The 18595-nt window shown below is 66.6% G+C and carries 19 protein-coding genes; 7 read left to right on the top strand and 12 right to left on the bottom strand.

Features of this window, described 5'->3' with window-relative positions; all coding sequences use genetic code 11:
- Positions 1 to 60 precede the first annotated feature (60 nt).
- From ACW5IY_RS05600 to ACW5IY_RS05575, 6 genes are all read right to left on the bottom strand, one after another.
- The gene (locus ACW5IY_RS05600; RefSeq protein ID WP_049434677.1) at positions 61 to 564 is read right to left on the bottom strand and encodes a GNAT family N-acetyltransferase; all 504 of its coding nucleotides are present in this window, start codon (positions 562 to 564) and stop codon (positions 61 to 63) included.
- Between the two features lie 14 nt (positions 565 to 578).
- Positions 579 to 1016 (bottom strand): hypothetical protein, encoded by a 438-nt coding sequence (locus ACW5IY_RS05595; protein ID WP_049434549.1) that lies wholly within the window; start codon positions 1014 to 1016, stop codon positions 579 to 581.
- 69 nt (positions 1017 to 1085) lie between these two features.
- Positions 1086 to 2828, bottom strand: a complete 1743-nt coding sequence (locus tag ACW5IY_RS05590; RefSeq protein WP_049434547.1) for a GGDEF domain-containing protein — start codon at positions 2826 to 2828, stop codon at positions 1086 to 1088.
- A gap of 161 nt (positions 2829 to 2989) precedes the next feature.
- A complete protein-coding gene (locus ACW5IY_RS05585) occupies positions 2990 to 4015 on the bottom strand; it encodes an AI-2E family transporter (RefSeq protein ID WP_019337057.1) in 1026 nt (341 codons plus the stop codon).
- Positions 4016 to 4133: 118 nt separating this feature from the next.
- Positions 4134 to 5186: a sensor domain-containing diguanylate cyclase gene (locus ACW5IY_RS05580; protein WP_457327040.1), complete on the bottom strand. Its 1053-nt coding sequence runs from the start codon at positions 5184 to 5186 to the stop codon at positions 4134 to 4136.
- A 145-nt stretch (positions 5187 to 5331) separates the two neighbouring features.
- On the bottom strand, positions 5332 to 6339 hold the full coding sequence (locus ACW5IY_RS05575; protein ID WP_457327039.1) for a LacI family DNA-binding transcriptional regulator: 1008 nt from the start codon (positions 6337 to 6339) through the stop codon (positions 5332 to 5334).
- A gap of 95 nt (positions 6340 to 6434) precedes the next feature.
- Between ACW5IY_RS05575 and ACW5IY_RS05570 the strand changes: the two genes are divergently transcribed.
- The 5 genes from ACW5IY_RS05570 to ACW5IY_RS05550 all read left to right on the top strand — a co-directional run bounded on the left by ACW5IY_RS05570 (position 6435) and on the right by ACW5IY_RS05550 (position 11077).
- Positions 6435 to 7487 carry a sugar phosphate isomerase/epimerase family protein gene (locus ACW5IY_RS05570; RefSeq protein ID WP_049434541.1) on the top strand — a complete coding sequence of 351 codons (1053 nt, stop codon included), beginning with the start codon at positions 6435 to 6437 and terminating at the stop codon, positions 7485 to 7487.
- Positions 7488 to 7514: 27 nt separating this feature from the next.
- On the top strand, positions 7515 to 8732 hold the full coding sequence (locus ACW5IY_RS05565; RefSeq protein ID WP_049434539.1) for a nucleoside permease: 1218 nt from the start codon (positions 7515 to 7517) through the stop codon (positions 8730 to 8732).
- A 12-nt stretch (positions 8733 to 8744) separates the two neighbouring features.
- Positions 8745 to 9869, top strand: a complete 1125-nt coding sequence (locus ACW5IY_RS05560) for a Gfo/Idh/MocA family protein (RefSeq protein ID WP_019337062.1) — start codon at positions 8745 to 8747, stop codon at positions 9867 to 9869.
- Between the two features lie 19 nt (positions 9870 to 9888).
- Complete coding sequence (locus ACW5IY_RS05555) at positions 9889 to 10752, top strand: sugar phosphate isomerase/epimerase family protein (protein WP_010483479.1); 864 nt, start codon at positions 9889 to 9891, stop codon at positions 10750 to 10752.
- A gap of 70 nt (positions 10753 to 10822) precedes the next feature.
- Positions 10823 to 11077: a c-type cytochrome gene (locus ACW5IY_RS05550; RefSeq protein ID WP_049413537.1), complete on the top strand. Its 255-nt coding sequence runs from the start codon at positions 10823 to 10825 to the stop codon at positions 11075 to 11077.
- A gap of 10 nt (positions 11078 to 11087) precedes the next feature.
- Here ACW5IY_RS05550 and ACW5IY_RS05545 read toward each other — a convergent pair whose 3' ends face one another.
- The 6 genes from ACW5IY_RS05545 to ACW5IY_RS05520 all read right to left on the bottom strand — a co-directional run bounded on the left by ACW5IY_RS05545 (position 11088) and on the right by ACW5IY_RS05520 (position 16390).
- A complete protein-coding gene (locus tag ACW5IY_RS05545) occupies positions 11088 to 11846 on the bottom strand; it encodes a 3-keto-disaccharide hydrolase (protein WP_049434676.1) in 759 nt (252 codons plus the stop codon).
- Positions 11846 to 12421, bottom strand: coding sequence for a gluconate 2-dehydrogenase subunit 3 family protein (locus tag ACW5IY_RS05540; protein WP_049434537.1), 576 nt, complete (start codon positions 12419 to 12421; stop codon positions 11846 to 11848). The genes ACW5IY_RS05545 and ACW5IY_RS05540 overlap by 1 nt, the downstream gene beginning before the upstream one ends.
- On the bottom strand, positions 12421 to 14106 hold the full coding sequence (locus ACW5IY_RS05535) for a GMC oxidoreductase (protein ID WP_049413477.1): 1686 nt from the start codon (positions 14104 to 14106) through the stop codon (positions 12421 to 12423). Before ACW5IY_RS05535 ends, ACW5IY_RS05540 begins: the two co-directional genes overlap by 1 nt.
- Before the next feature lie 27 nt (positions 14107 to 14133).
- Positions 14134 to 15039, bottom strand: coding sequence for a hydroxypyruvate isomerase family protein (locus ACW5IY_RS05530; RefSeq protein WP_049434535.1), 906 nt, complete (start codon positions 15037 to 15039; stop codon positions 14134 to 14136).
- Positions 15040 to 15239: 200 nt separating this feature from the next.
- A complete protein-coding gene (locus ACW5IY_RS05525) occupies positions 15240 to 15815 on the bottom strand; it encodes a single-stranded DNA-binding protein (RefSeq protein ID WP_049434534.1) in 576 nt (191 codons plus the stop codon).
- A gap of 170 nt (positions 15816 to 15985) precedes the next feature.
- On the bottom strand, positions 15986 to 16390 hold the full coding sequence (locus tag ACW5IY_RS05520) for a hypothetical protein (protein ID WP_049434531.1): 405 nt from the start codon (positions 16388 to 16390) through the stop codon (positions 15986 to 15988).
- A gap of 138 nt (positions 16391 to 16528) precedes the next feature.
- Here ACW5IY_RS05520 and ACW5IY_RS05515 point away from each other — a divergent pair, with 138 nt between their 5' ends.
- Together ACW5IY_RS05515 and ACW5IY_RS05510 are read left to right on the top strand one after the other, a co-directional pair.
- On the top strand, positions 16529 to 17560 hold the full coding sequence (locus ACW5IY_RS05515) for a LacI family DNA-binding transcriptional regulator (RefSeq protein WP_024956968.1): 1032 nt from the start codon (positions 16529 to 16531) through the stop codon (positions 17558 to 17560).
- A 131-nt stretch (positions 17561 to 17691) separates the two neighbouring features.
- Positions 17692 to 18594, top strand: a complete 903-nt coding sequence (locus tag ACW5IY_RS05510) for an ABC transporter ATP-binding protein (protein ID WP_049434530.1) — start codon at positions 17692 to 17694, stop codon at positions 18592 to 18594.
- Position 18595: the final 1 nt, after the last annotated feature.

Below are 18595 nucleotides of genomic sequence, written 5' to 3'. Positions count from 1 at the left end.
TTGCTTGACATACGTGGATGACGCGCCCGGTGCACCGGTGATGCCGGCCAGCAGCCGGCACTACCTGGTGCTGTAGCGGTAGACCAGATCATCGGCATCACTGCGCACCGCGCGCGCGTCGAGCACACCGCCCAGGCGCCGCGCGACGGCCTGCGATGCCAGGTTGTCCGGCGCCATGTAACTGACCAGCGTCGGCAGCTTCGCCACCTCGAACGCCCAGTCGCGTAGTGCACCGGCCGCTTCAGTGGCAAAGCCCCACCCTTCATGGCCGTCGTACAGCAACCAGCCCAGCTCCTTTTCAGGAAACAACGGGCCATGATTGATCCCCACCTGGCCGATGCAGGCACCGGTATCACTGCGCTCGATCATCAACGCGCCATGACCGAACAGATGCCAGCTGGCCAGGTCGTGGCAGAACTGGCCCCACGCCGCCACCTCACCGAACGGCCCCCCCATGCCGCGCGCACGCGGCGAGGCCAGGAACGCGGCATAGACACCGAAGTCATCCAGCTGCTGTGGACGCAGCCACAGACGCACGGTGTGCAGGGTTGGAATCTCAAGCACGACGGCGCACAGGATCAGTACACGGCCAGATGACCGCAACCACGTCGTTGTGGTTGCCCTTCCATCGTCACCTGCACGCTGGCCAGCGTGTCCACGCCTTCGGTGTTGCGGCACGACTCTTGCTTGATCTCGACGATGGCCGGCTGCTTGTCCAGCTCACCGTTGAGCACGATCAGCGAACCGGGTGCATCGGCCGGCTGGCCGAGGTAGCGCAGCACGCCCTTGTGGGTGCGTCCATCGGCACTGAGGCTGGCGTCGTGGTTGCCCTTCCCTGTGGAGGCGATCTCGATGCTCCAGCCAGTGCCACCCCCGGTAAAGGCCGGTACCGGGCTCAGATCGGCAGCGATGGAAGGATGGCGAGGCGCGTCGGCGCTGGTCTGGGAAGCGGTGGAAGCACAGCCGGCCAACAACCCGGCCAGCAGTGCCGTGGCAACAACAGGGCGAAAGATCATGGAGGGCTCCTGCGGCGATCGGAGGGCCAGTCTAGGCAGGACCACGTGCGCCGGCGATGAATGCCACGATCAGCGGGTGCCTCGACCGCCCCCTGCCACCCGTACCCGATCACGCCCCTGCGCCTTGGCCCGGTACATGGCCGCATCGGCGGCACGCAGCAGAGTGCGCCAGCCCAGCGCGTCGGTGCCGCCCTCGGCCACGCCGAAACTGGCGGTCACCCGCAGCACGGTGCCGCCGGCCAGCGCGATGTCCATCTGCTGCAGGGCCAATCGCAATGACTCGGCCAGCTGGCGACCACCGGCCAGATCACCGTCGGCCAGCAGCACCAGGAACTCCTCGCCGCCATAGCGGGCAATGCTGTCGCTGCGGCGCAGGTGGTGCTGCAGCAACTGCGCCACCTGCACCAGCACTTCGTCGCCGGCTTCATGGCCATGGCCATCGTTGATCGCCTTGAAGCGATCCACGTCCAGCAGGATCACCACGGCGCTTGCATCGCCCCCGGCGTGTCTCTGCTGCACCACCTCATCCAGCGCGCGCCGGTTCAACAATCCGGTCAGCTCGTCGGTGCCAGCGAGCTGGCGCAGCTCGCTGGTCAGTGCCGAGCGCTCGCGCGATTTCTCACGTAGTACTTCGATGGCGTCGAACAGGCGCTGCATCTCGGCCAGCGGATGGGTGACATGCTGCTCCGGGCCGGGTGCATCCGTGGCGAGCTGGATCACCTGCTTCTGCGCCTGCAGCAATGGCTGCAGGATCTGCAGGTGAGCAATGCGCAGGGCCACGCCCAGCACCACCAGCGTGCCCAGCGCGGTCGCCACCAGCACAGCCAGGCGCATGGCCTCGCGGTTGCGGGTGCGTTCGTAGCGGGCGATGGACACGCTCAGGTAGCCATCACGCAAGGCTTCCAGCGACTGCAGGGTAGGCACGTAGCGCGCGGTGAATTCGGCAGCGGTCCACGGCGGTGGTACGCCACGGCGGCCATCCTCGATCAACTGCTCGATCATCGGCAGCGATTCGCCGAAGAACTGCCGTCGTGCCATGTCCCAGTGCCATGACAGTTCCGGGTCACTGCGGAACACCGACTCATGGCTGCCCGCCAACCGCCACAGCTCCAGCAGGCGGCCCTCGGTCTGCAGTGCAGCGCGTACCTGTTCCTCGCGCCATGCCCCCGGTACCGCCACCGGGGCCATCACGTTCGAGGCCAGGCGGCCGCCATGTTCGCGAAGATCGATCAGCACCTGGCCCTGCATCGCCGGAATCGCCGCTTCACGGTCGGCGCTGACCAGCACGTTGATCTGTGCCGAGGTCAGCAGGTGCAGGCGATCAACCACGGCGAACATGCCGCTGATTGCACGCTCAACCTCCTCCACCCGGCGCGCATCGTGCGGTTGCGCCACCACCCGGTCCACCGCAGCCCGCGCCGACTGCAGGCGACGTTGCGCGTCGGCCAGCAGGCCACGCTCATCCGGCACGCCCGGGTCGTTCTTGAACACGGTCTCCAGCTGCAGCATGGCGGTGTCGACCCGCTTGCGCGCGGCCGCCAGCTGCGCGGTCAGCCGCGCCTGTTCGGTGGCGTCGGCCGGATCAGCCCCAAGCAGGCTGTTGGCCGGGCCGCGCTCGGCCGAAGCGAGGTTAGCGAGATCGAAGGTCTGCCGCAGCTGGCGCAGGCTGGCCAGGTTGTCTTCCGCACCGGTGTAGCGCAGCGTGCCCTGGATCAGGGCGATGGCCATCAACGGCAGCGTGCACACCACGAACAGCCCAGCCAGGATCCAGACCCAGGTCCGCAACCTGATGGGCGATGCCTTGCGGGCCATGCAGAATTCCCCTGAAGTGCGGCTCACTGTAGCGAGCGGCTCCGGCGGCGCCAAGCCAGCGCCGTACGATCCGCAGGGAGGGATATAGCGCAGCGCGCGCGAACGCGCCGACAACGCCGGCGCCCCCGTCCAGCCGGTCAGATGCGACAGGTCACGCCGGGTCAGATCCAGCGCTGGTCGACCAGTTCGCGCTTCACGTAAGCGTAGAACACCGGCGCTGCCACCAGGCCAGGCAGGCCGAATGCTGCTTCCATCACCAGCATGGCCAGCAGCAGCTCCCAGGCACGGGCCTGGATCTCGCCGCCGACGATGCGTGCGTTGAGGAAGTATTCCAGCTTGTGGATCACGATCAGGTACAGCAGCGCGGCCACGGCCACGTAGAACGAGACCGACAGCGCGACGATGGTGATGATGGTGTTGGAGATGATGTTGCCCACCACCGGCAGCAGGCCGGCGATGAAGGTGATCAGTACCAGCGTCTTGGACAGCGGCAGATGCACGCCGAACAGCGGCAGCACGCCCAGCAGGAAGATGGCGGTGAACACGGTGTTGAGCAGCGAGATCTTCACCTGTGCGAACACCACCTGGCGGAACGCTGTGGCCAGGCGGCTGGTGCGGCCGATCAGCTCCTGCGCCAGCGGCCCCATCTTCGGCAGCGGAAGTTCGTCGTACAGCGCGATCATCGCCCCCAGCACCATGCCGATCAGTACGCGCACGCCCACCTGCACCACCGACGTGCCGGCCACGCCCAACTGGCGCTGGTGTTCGGCGGCCCAGTCATTCAGCGCCGCACGCAGCGCCGGCATGTCTTCGGGGATATACGGCTGCAGCAGCGCCGGTACCTGGTGGCGCGACGAATTGAGGATGTCCATCAGCCGCGCCAGCAGCGCGTCCGGCCCGCCGGTCTCGTTGCGGAAGAACGACGCCACGCCGATGCCGGCCAGCACCAGTCCGCTGATGATGATCGCCGACAGCACGATCACCGCGATTGCCCGCGCCCGTCCCGGCGGCAGCCTGCCTTCCACGGTCGACGCCAGCACGTGGGTCAGCTGGAACACCAGCAGCCCCGACAGCAGGGTTACCACCAGGCCCAGCTTCAACGCCAGCCACATGCCCAGCAGCATCATCAGCCAGGCCGCGATCCTCGGGACAGGGGGCTTGGGCTGGGCAACGAGGGCGTCTTGCATGGGCGGCGCGTCCGGGCGGGGTGGCCCATGGTAGAGGATTGGCGGCGACGATTCCGGGTGCAGGATGAACGGGCATCAGGCCTCGTGCTGCGACAGCACTGCTGCAGCCCGCGCCGACTCATTCGCCATAGCTGGCGTTGTTCTTGCCCTGGCGCTTGGCGTGGTAGAGCGCGCGGTCGGCCAATGCCAGCCAGTCCTCGACGCTGCCGCCCCGCGGCGTGGCAGCAATGCCGATGCTGACGCTGAACTCGATGCCCGGCGTTGCCTGCCGTGCTGCTTCCAGAAGGTGCAGACGAACCCGCTCTGCCACATGCATCGCATCGATGGGCGCACAGTCCTGCAGCAGCACGACGAACTCGTCGCCTCCCAGCCGCGCAGGGGTATCGCCGGGCCGGGCGAAGGCGCGCAAGGTGGAGGCGATATGGCGCAGCACTTCGTCCCCGGCACGATGACCATGCGAGTCATTGATGCGCTTGAAGTCATCCACATCAAGCATCAGCAGGCAGGCGAAACCACCCTGCCCCTGCGCCTTGTCCAGGGCCTGCTGTGCGCGGACGATCAGGAAGCCGCGGTTGGCCAGCTCCACCAGCGGGTCCATCCGGCTCAGCCGCTTCAACTGGCGGTTCTGCGATTTCACCCGCCGCGCCAGCTGCCAGCTGAGGATGCTGAGGCCGATGCCGTAGACGAACAGGAACGGCACACTGAGTACGATCGTGCGCTGCGATGACACCGGCTGATAGGGAAACCCGAGTACCCACCAGGTGAGCGCGAACCCAATTGCCAGTGCCAGTGTGGCCCGTACCGCCAGCTTCACCCTGCCGGCGGCGATCTTGTCGGCGACCAGCAGCGCGGCGAACAACGCACTGGGCACCACGCTGAGCCCCATGAAGGCGATCCAGCCACCGCCAAAGAAGGAATCGATCACCATGCAGCGGAACTGGACCACCGCGGGCTGCCGTGAGCGATGGGTCAGCACGAGGGCGAGCGCCGGCCAGGCCAGTGCATTGAGCAGCAGCAGGACCCACGCCAGCGCACCGTCCTGGCGTTCGAGCATGATCGAAGCAATGGGGATCGCCCCCAACCCGTTGCCCACGAAACGCATCCAGCCGATGCGCCGTGCCGCGCCGATGCCTTCGACCGAGACCTCGGTCGAGTCCGTCAAGAACGGCATTGCCGACCCCCTTGAGCGATCGCAGCTGCCACCAAGGCCCTTGCCGGGCTGCCTGCGGTGAGTCTGACAGCTCTGCGTCAATTCGGGATCAAGGTTGCAGAAGCCATCTGGCGACACTCATGAGGCAGCGCGCTCTGCCCTGCCCTCACCCGGCCCTGGGTGCAGCCGTCGAGCCCCGCAGCATCAGGGTGAAATCCAGCGTCTGCTGCAGCGGCACATCCACGTGTTCGATGATGGCAAGCAGCAGGTTGACCGCGCGCTCACCAATCTCCCGCATCGGCTGTCTGATCGTCGTCAGTGGCGGCGTGAGGTAGCGCGAGGAGGCTAGGTCGTCAAAGCCGACGATGGACAGATCCTCCGGCACGCGGATGCCCAGCTCCCGACAGGCCGCCAGGGTGCCCAGCGCCATCTGGTCGCTGAAACAGAAGACCGCAGTCGGTACCGGCGCGGCGGCCAACATCGCCATCGCGGCGGCATGGCCGGACTCCACCGAAAAGTCACCCGGCACGATGTTCAGCTGACGCAGGCGTCCACGCGCCTTGCCGGCCGCCCGCACCCCTTCCAGCCGTTGCTGGTGCAGGGGGTTGTCAGGCGGTCCACCGACCACCGCAATGCGTTCGTGTCCCAGCCCGTACAGGTGTTCCATCACCGCGCGCGCGGCGGCCGCATTGTCGATGTGGACGCTGGGAATGCCCAGCGCGGGATCGAATTCGCAGCCGTTGACCACCGGCGCGGCGGCACCCCGCTGTTCGACGATGTCACGCGCCGTGGGGGGCAGGCGATGCCCCAGCACGATCATGCCGTCGGCCTCGTTGCGCCGGAGCATCTGCGCGTAGCGCTCCTCGCGATCCGGTTGATGCTGGGTGTCCCCCAGCAGGACCGCGTAGCCAACGGCCTGCGCTGCGTCCTCCGCGCCCTGCAGGATCTGGGCGAAGAACGGATTGGCGATGTCCGGGACGGTGACCAGGATCTTGCCGCTGCGCTGGGTCTTGAGCGTGCGGGCCACCGTGTTGGGCACATAGCCCAGCGCGGTGGCGGCCTGCTCGATGCGCGCACGGGTGGCCGGCAGGACCTTGTCCGGCCGCGAAAGCGCCCGCGACACCGTGCCTGCGGAGACGCCGACGTGCTTTGCAATGTCGTAGATGGTGGCCATGGCGTTAGTTCTCCTGCCCGCTGTGCAGTGCACAACAGGTCCTGCGTGAGCCCCTGCTAGGATAATGCAATCGATTGCATCGAGGGCGAATCACGTTGAAGACGCTCAAGGGTCCAGCGCTGTTCCTGGCGCAGTTCATCGGCGACGCAGCTCCTTTTGATCGGCTGGACACGCTGGCCGGGTGGGCCGCGGGTCTCGGCTATTCTGGCGTACAAGTCCCCACCACGGCGCCCCACCTGTTCGATCTGGCGGAGGCCGCACGCAGCCAGGCGTACTGCGACGACCTCGCCGGCATGCTGGCCGGGCACGGCGTGCAGGTCACCGAGCTGTCCACCCATCTGCAGGGGCAGCTGGTCGCGGTCCATCCTGCGTACGACGGCCTGTTCGACGGCTTCGCGCCAGCGGACAAGCGCGGCGACCCCGCCGCGCGCCAGGCCTGGGCAGTGGAGCAGCTGCTGCTGGCGGCCAAGGCCAGCCAGCGCCTGGGGCTGACCGCGCATGCCACGTTCTCCGGCGCGTTGGCGTGGCCCTATTTCTATCCCTGGCCGCAGCGCCCACCGGGGCTGGTGGAGGAAGCCTTCGCCGAACTCGGCCGCCGCTGGCGCCCCATCCTCGATGCGTTCGACGCCTGCGGCGTGGACCTGTGCTTCGAGATCCACCCGGGCGAGGACCTGCACGACGGCGCGACCTTCGAACGCTTCCTCGATGTGGTCGATCACCACCCGCGCGCGAAGATCCTGTACGACCCCAGCCATCTGTTGCTGCAGCAGATGGACTACCTCGGTTTCATCGACCGCTACCACGCGCGCATCGGCGCCTTCCATGTGAAGGATGCGGAGTACCACGCCAGTGCCAGCAGCGGCGTGTACGGCGGCTACCAGGACTGGATCGATCGCCCGGGCCGGTTCCGTTCACTTGGCGACGGCCAGATCGACTTCAAGGCGATCTTCTCCAAGTTCGCCCAGTACGACTTCCCCGGATGGGCGGTACTGGAATGGGAGTGCTGCCTGAAGCACCCGGAAGACGGCGCACGCGAGGGTGCCGCCTTCATCCGCGACCACATCATCCGCGTGACCGAGCGCGCCTTCGACGACTTTGCCGACAGCGGCACGGACGCGGGATCACTGCACCGCATGCTGGGAATCTGAGCCGACACCGCCCCGGGAGGGCAAGCCATGACGCACGCCATGTCGCGCTTGGGCGCGATGATGTTTCTGCAGTTCTTCATCTGGGGGGCGTGGTTCGTCACCCTGGGTACCTACCTGGTGCAGGGCCCGCTGCAGGCCAGCGCCAGCCAGGTGGCAACGGCATTCCTCAGCCAGTCCATCGGCGCCATCGTGGCGCCGTTCCTGGTCGGGCTGATCGCGGATCGCTACTTCGCGGCGCAGCGCATCCTTGCGGTACTGCATCTGGCCGGCGCGGTGCTGATGTGGCTGGCGTCCACGGCAACCAGTTTCAGCATGTTCTCCGCCTGCGTCATGGGCTACATGCTGCTGTTCATGCCGACGCTGGCGCTGGCCAACAGCGTGGCGATGCGGCACATGCAGTCGCCGGAGAAGCAGTTCCCGCTGGTGCGCGTGGCCGGTAGCGTCGGCTGGATCGTTGCCGGCGTGCTGATCGGCTGGCTGGGCTGGGAACAGGCACACCGGCTCGAACTTACCTTCCAGATGGCGGCCGTGGCATCGCTGGTGCTGGGCCTGTACGCGTTCACCCTGCCGCACACGCCGCCGCTGGCGAAGCAGCGCGATGCCGGCCTCGGGCAGATCCTTGGGCTGGATTCGCTGCGGCTGCTGAAGTCGCGCGCGTATCTGGTGTTCTTCCTGGCTTCCATCGCCATCTGCATCCCGCTGTCGTTCTACTACAACTTCACCAATCCGTATCTCAACGACTTGGGCCTGCGGGGTGCAGCCGGCCTGCAGTCGCTGGGCCAGGTCTCCGAAGTGCTGCTGATGCTGGCCATGCCGTTCCTGTTCGTGCGGCTGGGAGTGAAGACCATGCTGGCGGTGGGCATGGCGGCCTGGGTGGTGCGCTACGCGCTGTTCGCCTTCGGCGATGCGGGCAGTGGTTTCTCCCTGCTGGTGATCGGCATCGTACTTCACGGTATCTGCTACGACTTCTTCTTCGTTACCGGCCAGATCTACACCGACGCGCACGCTGGCCCCGACGCACGCAGCAGTGCACAGGGGTTCATCACCCTGGCCACCTACGGCGTGGGCATGCTGATCGGCACCTTCCTGTCCGGCGCGGTGGTGGAGCACTTCACCACCGCGGCCGGCCCCGACTGGCAGCAGATCTGGCTGTTCCCGGCCGGCGTTGCACTGGTGGTGCTGGTCGCCTTCCTGCTGCTGTTCCGCGACCGGCCGGCGGCCACGGCCGCGCCCTCCACGCCCTGAGGATCCCAGTCGATGCCCAAGCTTGGAATCGCCATCGTCGGCGCCGGCATGATCGGCGCAGTGCATCGTCGTGCGGCACTGCTGGCGGGTGCCGAGGTACGCGGCGTGGCCGCCTCGTCACCGCAGCGTTCACATGAGGCAGCGCAGTCCTGGAATGTCGCGCGCGCCTACCGGGACATTGAGGAGGTCATCGCCGACCCGCAGGTGCAGGTCGTGCACGTGTGCACGCCCAATCACCTGCACCGCGCGATGGCCCAGGCTGCGCTGGAAGCCGGCAAGCACGTGATCTGCGAGAAGCCGCTGGCCACCTCGCTGGAAGATGCACAGGCGTTGGCTGCGCTGGCGGCCTCGCGCGGCCTTGTGGCCACGGTGCCCTTCGTCTACCGCTACCACCCGGTGGTGCGCGAGGCGCGCGCCCGTATCGCCCACGGTGAACTGGGGCCGTTGCACCTCATCCACGGCAGCTACCTGCAGGACTGGCTGCTGGACCCGGCCAGCAACAACTGGCGCGTGGACCCCGCGCTGGGAGGCACTTCGCGTGTGTTCGCCGACATCGGCTCGCACTGGTGCGACCTGGTGGAGTGGATCAGCGGCGAGCGTTTCGCCGAGGTCAGCGCGGCGTTCTCCACGGTAATCGCCGAGCGCGGCGCCGTCAGCGGACAGAGCTTCAGCACGCCAACGGCCGCCAGCACGATGCAGGCCGTCACGAGCGAGGACGTGGCCGCGGCGATGTTCAGGACCGGCGCCGGCACGCTGGCGTCACTGACGGTCAGCCAGGTCTCGGCCGGACGCCACAACCGCCTCTGGTTCGAGATCGATGGCGCAAAGGCCAGCGTTGTCTTCAACCAGGAGGATGCCGAACGGCTGTGGATCGGAAGACCCGACCAGCGCGAGGAGATCTTCGTGCGCGGGCCAGCCGGCGGCAGTGCCGAACAACGCCGCCTTTCCGTGCTGCCGGCCGGGCATGCACAGGGCTACGCCCAGTGTTTCGAGGCGTTTGTCGCCGACACCTATCGCGCCATTGAAGGCGAGCGGCCGCAGGGCCTGCCGACCTTCGAGGACGGCCTGCGCTCGGCGCAGATCGTTGACCGTGTCATTGCATCGGCCAGGTCGCGTGCCTGGACCACCATCGGTTGAATCCCGGGAGGATCTGTTGATGAAAGCTCTTTTCCGTAGAAGTGCAAGTCTCATCCTGCTGTTCGCCACCCTGCCCGCTTTCGCGGACGAAGCCGCCAGCACGCAGAAACCGATCGCGGTGCAGATGTATACCCTGCGCAACGCCGGGTCGCTCGACCAGCAGCTGAAGATCGTCCACGACGCCGGTGTGCACGCAGTGGAGACGGTCGGCACGCAGAACGCCAGCGCTGCGGAGCTCAAGCGGCTGCTGGACCGGTATTCGATCAAGGCGGTTTCGTCGCATGTGCCGCTGGCCGAGCTGCGCAATGATCTGGACGGCGTGGTGACGTTCAACCGGTCGATCGGCAACACCACGCTGGTGGTGCCGTACCTGGATGCGAAGGATCGGCCGACAGACGCCGCGGGCTGGACCGCACTGGGCCAGGAGCTGGGCAGGATCGCGAAACAGGTACGAGCCAAGGGCATGCGCCTGGCCTATCACAACCACGACTTCGAGCTGGTCGACTTCGATGGCAGCACCGGACTGGAGCTGCTGTTCGCAGCGGCCGGCCCCGACCTGCAGACCGAGCTGGACCTGGCCTGGGTCGCACGTGCGGGCCTGGACCCGGCCGTGATGCTGGGAAAATTCCGTGATCGCGTGTTCGCGGTGCACGCCAAGGACAATGCGCCCAAGGGCCAGGCTGAAGACGAAGGCGGATTCGCCGCCGTCGGCCAGGGCGTACTGGACTGGAACGCGATCCTGCCAGCCGCGGCCGCCGCGGGCGTGCACTGGTACATCATCGAGCACGACCAGCCGCGCAACCCGGCCAAGGTCATCCAGACCGGCGCGGACTACCTGCGTGAACACCTGGCCATCGACCAACCTGCTCGCGCACCGCGCTGATGCGAAGGAGCCTCGCTTGAACACTCGCCTGAAATTGAGCTTCACCCTGACCGCGGTCCTGTGCGGCGCGATGCTTGCGACCACGGCCTGGTGCAAGGACGACCCTGCGGCCGGTGCGAAGCTCTACAGCGCAAACTGCACGGCCTGCCACGGTGCCGATCGCGCTGGCATGCCGGGCGCGTTTCCTGCGCTCACCGACATCAGCAAGCGGCTGCAGCCCGCGCAGATCAAGGACAAGATCAGAAAGGGCGGCGGATTGATGCCGCCCTTCGCGCAGCTGTCGCAACAGGAAATCGATGACATCGCCAGCTACCTGGCGAAATAGCGGGTGGGCGCTACAGTTCGCGCACCCAGATGTTGCGGTAGCTGACCTTGGAGTCATGCTCCTGCAGATAGAGCGGCGCGCACGCATGGGGCGCGTACGAAGGCGCACCGATGTACTCGGTCTTGCCTGCCAGCACGGTGTCGTCCTGTACCAGCACGCCGTTATGCAGCACGGTGATGCGCGCGGGCGACGTCAGGCCGCCGCCCTGCGAGAAGCGCGGCGCCTTCCAGATGATGTCGTAGACCTGCCACTGGCCCGGTGCACGCGAGGCGTTCACCCGTGGCATGGCCTGCTTGTAGATCGAACCCGCCTGGCCGTTGGCATACGTGGGGTTGTTGTGACTGTCGAGCACCTGCAGCTCATACAGTTCCTGCAGGAAGATACCGCTGTTGCCGCGGTTCTGGCCGTCGAAGCCCTTCGTCTCGGTGGGGGTACGCCATTCGACATGCAGCTGGACATCGCAGAAGCGCTGTCGGGTGCGGATGCCTTTGCTGCCCGGCACCACGGTCATCGCGCCATCGGCGACGGTCCAGGGCACACGCCCGCCCTGCTCTGCCTCCCACGCCGAGACATCCTTGCCATCGAACAGCACGATGGCGTCGGACGGCGCCTTGCCCGCGGGCGTTGCCACGACTGCAGGCACCGGCGTCCACACCTCGGTCTTCTTCGGGTCACGCGCAGCGTCGGCACTGTCCTGGGCGAATGCAGTTGCAGCGGCCAGCAGGCTGGCGGTGATCAACGCAGGACGGATCATCAGGGTGGTGTCCATCAGCTGGTCCCCCACGCAGGCGTGCCGGGAACATAGGCCAGGTCGCCGTCGTAGCGCCCCGGCACGGCGACGTACTGCAGCACCCCGGTCGCGCCGACCTTGGAAGTGAAGAAGCCGAAGATGGCCAGCTGCTTGATCATCGTGAAGTAATGCGGCATCGCCTCGCCCTCTTCAGGCGTGCCGGTCTCGGTCACATCGGCAGGGCGTGCCTTGGCTTCGGCGTCCAGCGTTCGCAGCAACCCGGTGCGGGCTTCCGGTGTGAGCGATACGAAGCGGCCACCTGCGCGTTTGTCGATGTCGGCGAGGCCGGCACGAAACGCCGCCTGCTGCCGGGCGGTGTAGCAATCGCTGACGAATGTCGCCATGAACAACCCGGCACCGGCGTCCTTCGCGCCAGGTGTCCGGGTCCGCGGCAGGATGGTCTCGGCGATCTCGTCCAGCGTGCCGACATCGGCATCGGAGAAATGGATCTTCGTGGCGCCCGCCGGTGCCTGCCCGTGCACAAGCGCAGGCAATCCAACCATGGCCGCGCCGGTGGCGGCGACGATCATCTTCAACAGTTCGCGACGATCCATCAGAGGTTCCCCGCTTTCAGTTCGCGTACCGCGTGGTCGGCCGCGCGCGCGGTCAGCGCCATGTAGGTCAGCGAGGGATTCACGCAGGCGCTGGAGGTCATGCAGGCACCGTCGGTCACATAGACGTTGGGGGCATCCCAGACCTGGTTGTGCTGGTTCAGTACCGAGCTCTTGCGATCACGTCCCATGCGCGCGGTCCCCATCTCGTGGATGCCCTTGCCCGGGGCATAGTCGTTGTCGTGCATCTTCACGTCCTTGACGCCGGCCGCCTCCAGCATCTCGGCAGCATCGGCGGCCATGTCCTTGCGCATCGCCAGTTCGTTGGCACGCATGGCAACGTCCATCGCCAGCACCGGCAGCCCCCACTTGTCCTTGCGGTCGTGGTCCAGGCGGATTGTATTGTCGTGGTGCGGCAGCATTTCACCGAACCCGGTCATGCCGATGCGCCAGTCACCCGGCACGGTCAGCGCTTCCTTCAGGTCGGCGCCGATGTTCAGCTCGGCGATCTCACGCGACCAGCCGTTTCGGCTGGCACCGCCCTGGTAGCCGAACCCGCGCAGGTAGCCACGCTTGTCGGCTGCGACGTTGCGAAAGCGCGGAATGTAGAAACCGCAGGGACGGCGGCCGAAGTAGTACTTGTCTTCGTAGCCCTCGACCCGGCCCGAAGCACCCGCACCGAAATGATGATCCATCACGTTGTGCCCCAACTCACCGGACGAAGAGCCCAGCCCGCCGTCCCACACATCGGTCGCCGAATTCATCAGCAGCCAGGTCGAGTTGAACGACGACGCATTGAGGAAGATCACCTTGGCCGTGTACTGGTAGGTCTGCCCGGTCTCGGCGTCGATCACCTCCACGCCGCGGGCACGCTTGCGATCCTTGTCATAGAGCACTTCCTTGACGATCGAGAACGGACGCAAGGTCAGGTTGCCGGTCTTCATCGCCGCTGGCAGCGTCGCCGCCTGGGTCGAGAAGTAGGCACCGAAGGGACAACCCAGGATGCACTTGTTGCGGTACTGGCAGTTGACGCGCCCCTGCTCGGGCATCGGCTTGGTGATGTTGGCGGTGCGCGAGTGGATCATGTGGCGCGTCCCGCCGAAGGCCTTCTTGATACGCGCGGCCACATCCTTCTCGACGATGTTCAAGGGAATCGGCGGCAGGAACTCGCCATCCGGCAGCACGTCCAGGCCTTCGCGCGTGCCGGCGATGCCGGCGAACTTTTCCACGTAGTCGTACCACGGCGCGATGTCGGCGTAGCGGATCGGCCAGTCAGCAGCGATCCCGTCCTTGAGGTTCGCCTCGAAATCCAGATCGGAGAAGCGATAACTCTGCCGCCCCCACAGCAGCGAGCGGCCGCCGACGTGGTAGCCACGGAACCAGTCGAAACGTTTGGTCTCGATGTAGGGCGAGTCCTGTTCGTTGGCCCACATCCCTTCCAGATTTTCGGCCAGGCCGTAATCGCGCATCAGCACCGGGAAGTCGGCCTTCATCGCCTGCGTTGGCCGATTGCGATGCGGGAAGTCCCACGCCTCCTTCATCGCGTTGACGTAGTCCTTGACGTGCTCGATGTTACGGCCACGTTCCAGCATCAGGACCTTCAGGCCCTTTTCGGTCAGCTCCTTCGCCGCCCAACCGCCACTGATTCCCGAGCCAACAACAATGGCGTCGTAGTGATTATCTGCCATGGGTTTCTCACCTGGGTGGATATCGTTTCAGACGTCGCAGAGGCGGATCGCCTCGCGCAATGAGGCAACGGGATCGGGCGCTGCAGGCGTGAACTCCTGCGCCAGATACCCCTTGAAACCGGTGTCGCGGATCGCGCGACAGATGGCCGGATAGTGGAGCTCCTGCTGGTCTCCGATCTCGTTCCGGCCTGGCACGCCTGCGGTGTGGTAATGCTTGAAGCAGGCGTGGTGTTTTCCAATGGTGGCGATGATGTCGCCCTCCATGATCTGCATGTGATAGATGTCGTACAGCAGGCCGAAGTTGTCCGAGCCGAGCCGCTGGCACAGCTCCACGCCCCAGGCGGAGTGATCGCACAGGTAGTCGTGGTGATCGACCCTGGAGTTGAGCAGCTCCATCACCAGCACCACGCCGCGCTTCTCGGCATGCCCGAGGATGCGCTTGAGGCCAGCCTCGGCATTGGCCATGCCGTCGCGGGGATCCATGCCGTTGCGATTGCCGGAGAAGCAGATGAGGTTGCGGTAGCCAGCATCGGCGACCAGATCGATGTGCCGCGTGTAGCGCTCCACCAACTGGTCATGGAACTGGCGCCCGGCAAAGCCCTTGGTCAGGCCCAGCTCCGCGCCGTTGCACATCGAGCTGTACACGCCATGGGCCTTCAACGTCGGCCAGTCTTCCGGGCCGACCAGGTCGATCGCGGCGAAGCCGATGTCCTTCACCGTCGCGCAGAGCTGGGTGACGGACAGCTGCGGGAAGGTCCAGCGGGCGACGGAGTGCTTCAGGTTGCCTTTGAGCGGCGCGGTGGCGGCGAATGCGGGCAGCGTGCCCGCGATTGTCGCGGCCCCCAGGCCAATGCTGCCGGCAACTGCGATGCGCAGCGCATCGCGCCGCGTGAGCCCCGTCGCCGGGGCCGGTCTGATCGAATGGACGGACATCCACCTGCCGGCCTCCCAACCGGTATCAAACGCAACGATTCACTGCAATGCAATCGATTGCACCATAGGGGAGGAAATTGTCTGTTTGCAAGTCGCGGTGCACGAAAACTGATGCTGCGAAGCACAACGCAGATGACTTCGCGCAAAAAGAAAAGCCCCGCATCAGCGGGGCTTTCTTTCTGCTGCGAACGAGCGCTCGATCAGAACGGAATATCGTCGTCAGCGAAGTCGTCCATCGGCGGAGCCTGCTGCGGCTGCGGGCGCTGGTTGCCACCCTGGTTGCCGTAACCGCCGCCCTGGTTGCCGCCCTGGTTGCCATAGCCACCGCCCTGGCCGCCACGCTGGCCACCGCCACCGCCGCCGTACTCCTGGCGTGGAGCCTGCTGACGCTGCGGGCGATCGCCGCCGTAGTTGCCACCACCGCCACCGCCACTGCCTTCACCGCGGCCGCCCAGCATCTGCATTTCATCTGCCACGATGTCGGTGGAGTACTTCTCCACGCCGTCCTGGCCGGTGTACTTGTCGTAGCGCAGGCTGCCTTCGACGTAGACCGAGCTGCCCTTGCGCAGGTACTCGCCGGCGATCTCGCCGAGCTTGCCGAAGAACACCACGCGGTGCCATTCGGTACGTTCCTGCTGGTTGCCATCCTTGTCCTTGCGGACGCTGGTGGTGGCCAGGCTGATGCGGGTGATCGCCATGCCGCTCTGGGTGTACTTCACGTCCGGGTCGTTGCCGAGGTTGCCGACCAGGATGACTTTGTTGATGCCGCGCGCCATAGATGGATTCTTCCGTTGTCCGGGGCTGGACCAGTGATAGCACACCCGACGGGGTGCCGATACGCTGGACCTCCCACGGTTGCGAATGGGGGATATCGGAACGAGGCATCTTACCATTCCCTTCGCCCCCGGCCCGTCGGGAATCCGGCCGATCCGGGTCGGAACCGACCTCAACGAAGCAGGGGGCGATCCAGCAGCAGGCCGGTGACCCGCGTGACCTCCCCCACCGCCACCACCTTGGGCCCTTCATGGCAGTGGAAGCGCACGCCCGGCCGGATACGCTCCCGGTGCAGCCCAGCCCTCAGCACCTCATTGACCACGGTCAGGCCGGCCAACAGGGGCTCGCCCACCGGCAGCGGCAGCTCGGTCGCCCAGCTGTCGCCCTCGGCGTGCCGGAAGTCGGGCCAGATCATGAACAGCTCTGGCGCCCCGGCGTCAGCGGCGTCAGCGGCGTAGGCGAAGTCCCAGCGGATACCGTTCCGGGCCGGGCTGCGCCGCCCGCCCTCCTCCGGCGCGAGGATACGGATCCGCGCCTCGAAATCATCCGGAACATCCGGGTACAGGCGAAAAGACACCGCTTGGCTCCATCAGGCTGTGGCACTGACCGTCGCATGCCTGCGACCTTGACCACAAGCAGCATCGGGCGGGTCTGCCTGCAGCCACCCCATGGCATCATGCCCAGGCACCTTTTCCCCAGCCCCTTCCGCGCGCCCATGACGATCAAAGGCAAAGCCACCTCCCTGGACATCGCCCACCTGGCCGGGGTCTCCCAGCCGACCGTGTCGCGGGCCCTGCGGGGCAGCCCGATGGTCAATGCCGAGACCCGCGAGCGCATCCTGCGCATCGCCCGCGAGCTGAACTACAAGGTCGACAAGAACGCCTCCAGCCTGCGCCTGCGCAACGCCGGCACCCTGGCCCTGCTGTTCTTCGAGGACCCGACCAACGACGATTCGCTGATCAACCCGTTCTTCCATTCGATGCTGGGCTCGATCACCCGCGCCTGCGCGCTGCACGGGCAGGACCTGCTGGTCTCGTTCCAGCAGCTGTCCACCGACTGGCAGGCCGATTACGAGGACAGCAACAAGGCCGACGGCATCATCCTGCTCGGCTACGGCGACTACCACGAATCGCGCGACCGCCTGCAGCGGCTGGTCGAACAGGGCACGCATTTTGTGCGCTGGGGCGCCGCCCTGCCCGGCCAGCCCGGTGTCTCGATCGGCAGCGACAACTTCCAGGGCGGGCATGACATCACCACCCACCTCCTGCAGCAGGGCTGCCGCCGCATCGCCTTCCTCGGCCATGCCTCCAGCCATTACCCCGAATTCCAGGAGCGCTACCGCGGCCATGTCGCGGCCCTGCAGGACCACGGCCTGGCTGCCGAACCGGCGCTGCAGCACGATGCGATCACCACCGAGGCTTCCGGCCAGGAGGCCTGCCAGGCGCTGCTGGCGCGCGGCGAACCGATCGATGCGATCTGCGCCGCCAGCGACCTGATCGCCATCGGTGCGATGCGCGCCCTGCGCGAGGCCGGGCTACGGGTGCCGCAGGACGTGGCGGTGACCGGCTTCGACGACATCCCGCTGGCGGCCTCGGTATCCCCGGCGCTGACCACGGTGCAGCAGGACACCAAGCAGGCCGGCCAGCTGCTGGTGGAGCGCCTGCTGGCGCTGATCGGCCGGCAACCGGTGGAGAGCCAGAGCATCCCGGTGAAGCTGGTGGTGCGGGAATCGTCGCTGCGCCGGTAAGCGCCACCAGACCTCCCGCCACGCCCCAACGTGCGACGGCGGAATTCTCCCCCCATGACCAACGGCGGATGCGCACGGAAGCCGATGCGCGGATAACGCGCAGACATCGCCCATGGAAAGGTGTACGTCGCATGCTGAAGATCGATTCGCTGTCCAAGACGTACGCCAACGGCGTGCATGCCCTCAACAACGTCACCCTGGACATCCCGCGCGGCATGTTCGGCCTGCTCGGTCCGAACGGCGCCGGCAAGTCGTCGCTGATGCGCACGCTGTCCACCCTGCAGGAAGCCGACAGCGGCACGGCCACCCTCACCATTCCAGGCGAGGCGCCGATCGACGTACTGCGCGACAAGGACGCGGTGCGCCGCCGGCTGGGCTACCTGCCGCAGGATTTCGGCGTGTACCCGAAAGTCAGCGCGCTGGACCTGCTGGAACATTTCGCGGTGCTCAAGGGCCTGACCCAGCGCGCGCAGCGCCGCGAGGTGGTCGATGGGCTGCTGCAGCAGGTGAACCTGTGGGACGCCCGCAAGCGCAAGCTGGGCACCTACTCCGGCGGCATGCGCCAGCGCTTCGGCATTGCCCAGGCGTTGCTGGGTGACCCGCGGCTGGTGATCGTCGATGAACCCACCGCCGGCCTCGACCCGGAAGAACGCAACCGCTTCCTCAACCTGCTGGCGGCCATCGGCGAGAACGTGGCGGTCATCCTGTCCACCCATATCGTCGAGGACGTGACCGATCTGTGCCCGACGATGGCGATCATGAACAAGGGCCAGGTGCTGCTGACCGGCCGGCCTACCGAGGCCATCGACGCGTTGCAGCACCAGGTCTGGCGCAAGCAGGTCGATCCTTCGGAACTGGCCGACCACGAGGCACGCTACGTGGTGCTGTCCACCCGCCTGGTCGGTGGTCGCCCGGTGATTCACGTACACAGCGCCAATGACCCCGGCGACGGCTTCGCCGCCGTAGCCCCCGGCCTCGAGGACGTGTACTTCCAGCGCCTGCGCCTGCAGGCCCGTGCCCGCGCGGCAACCTGAG

This window comes from Stenotrophomonas sp. C-A (assembly GCF_054030835.1).
Note: the sequence above shows the minus strand (reverse complement) of the source record. Positions and strands in the feature narration are given on the sequence as shown.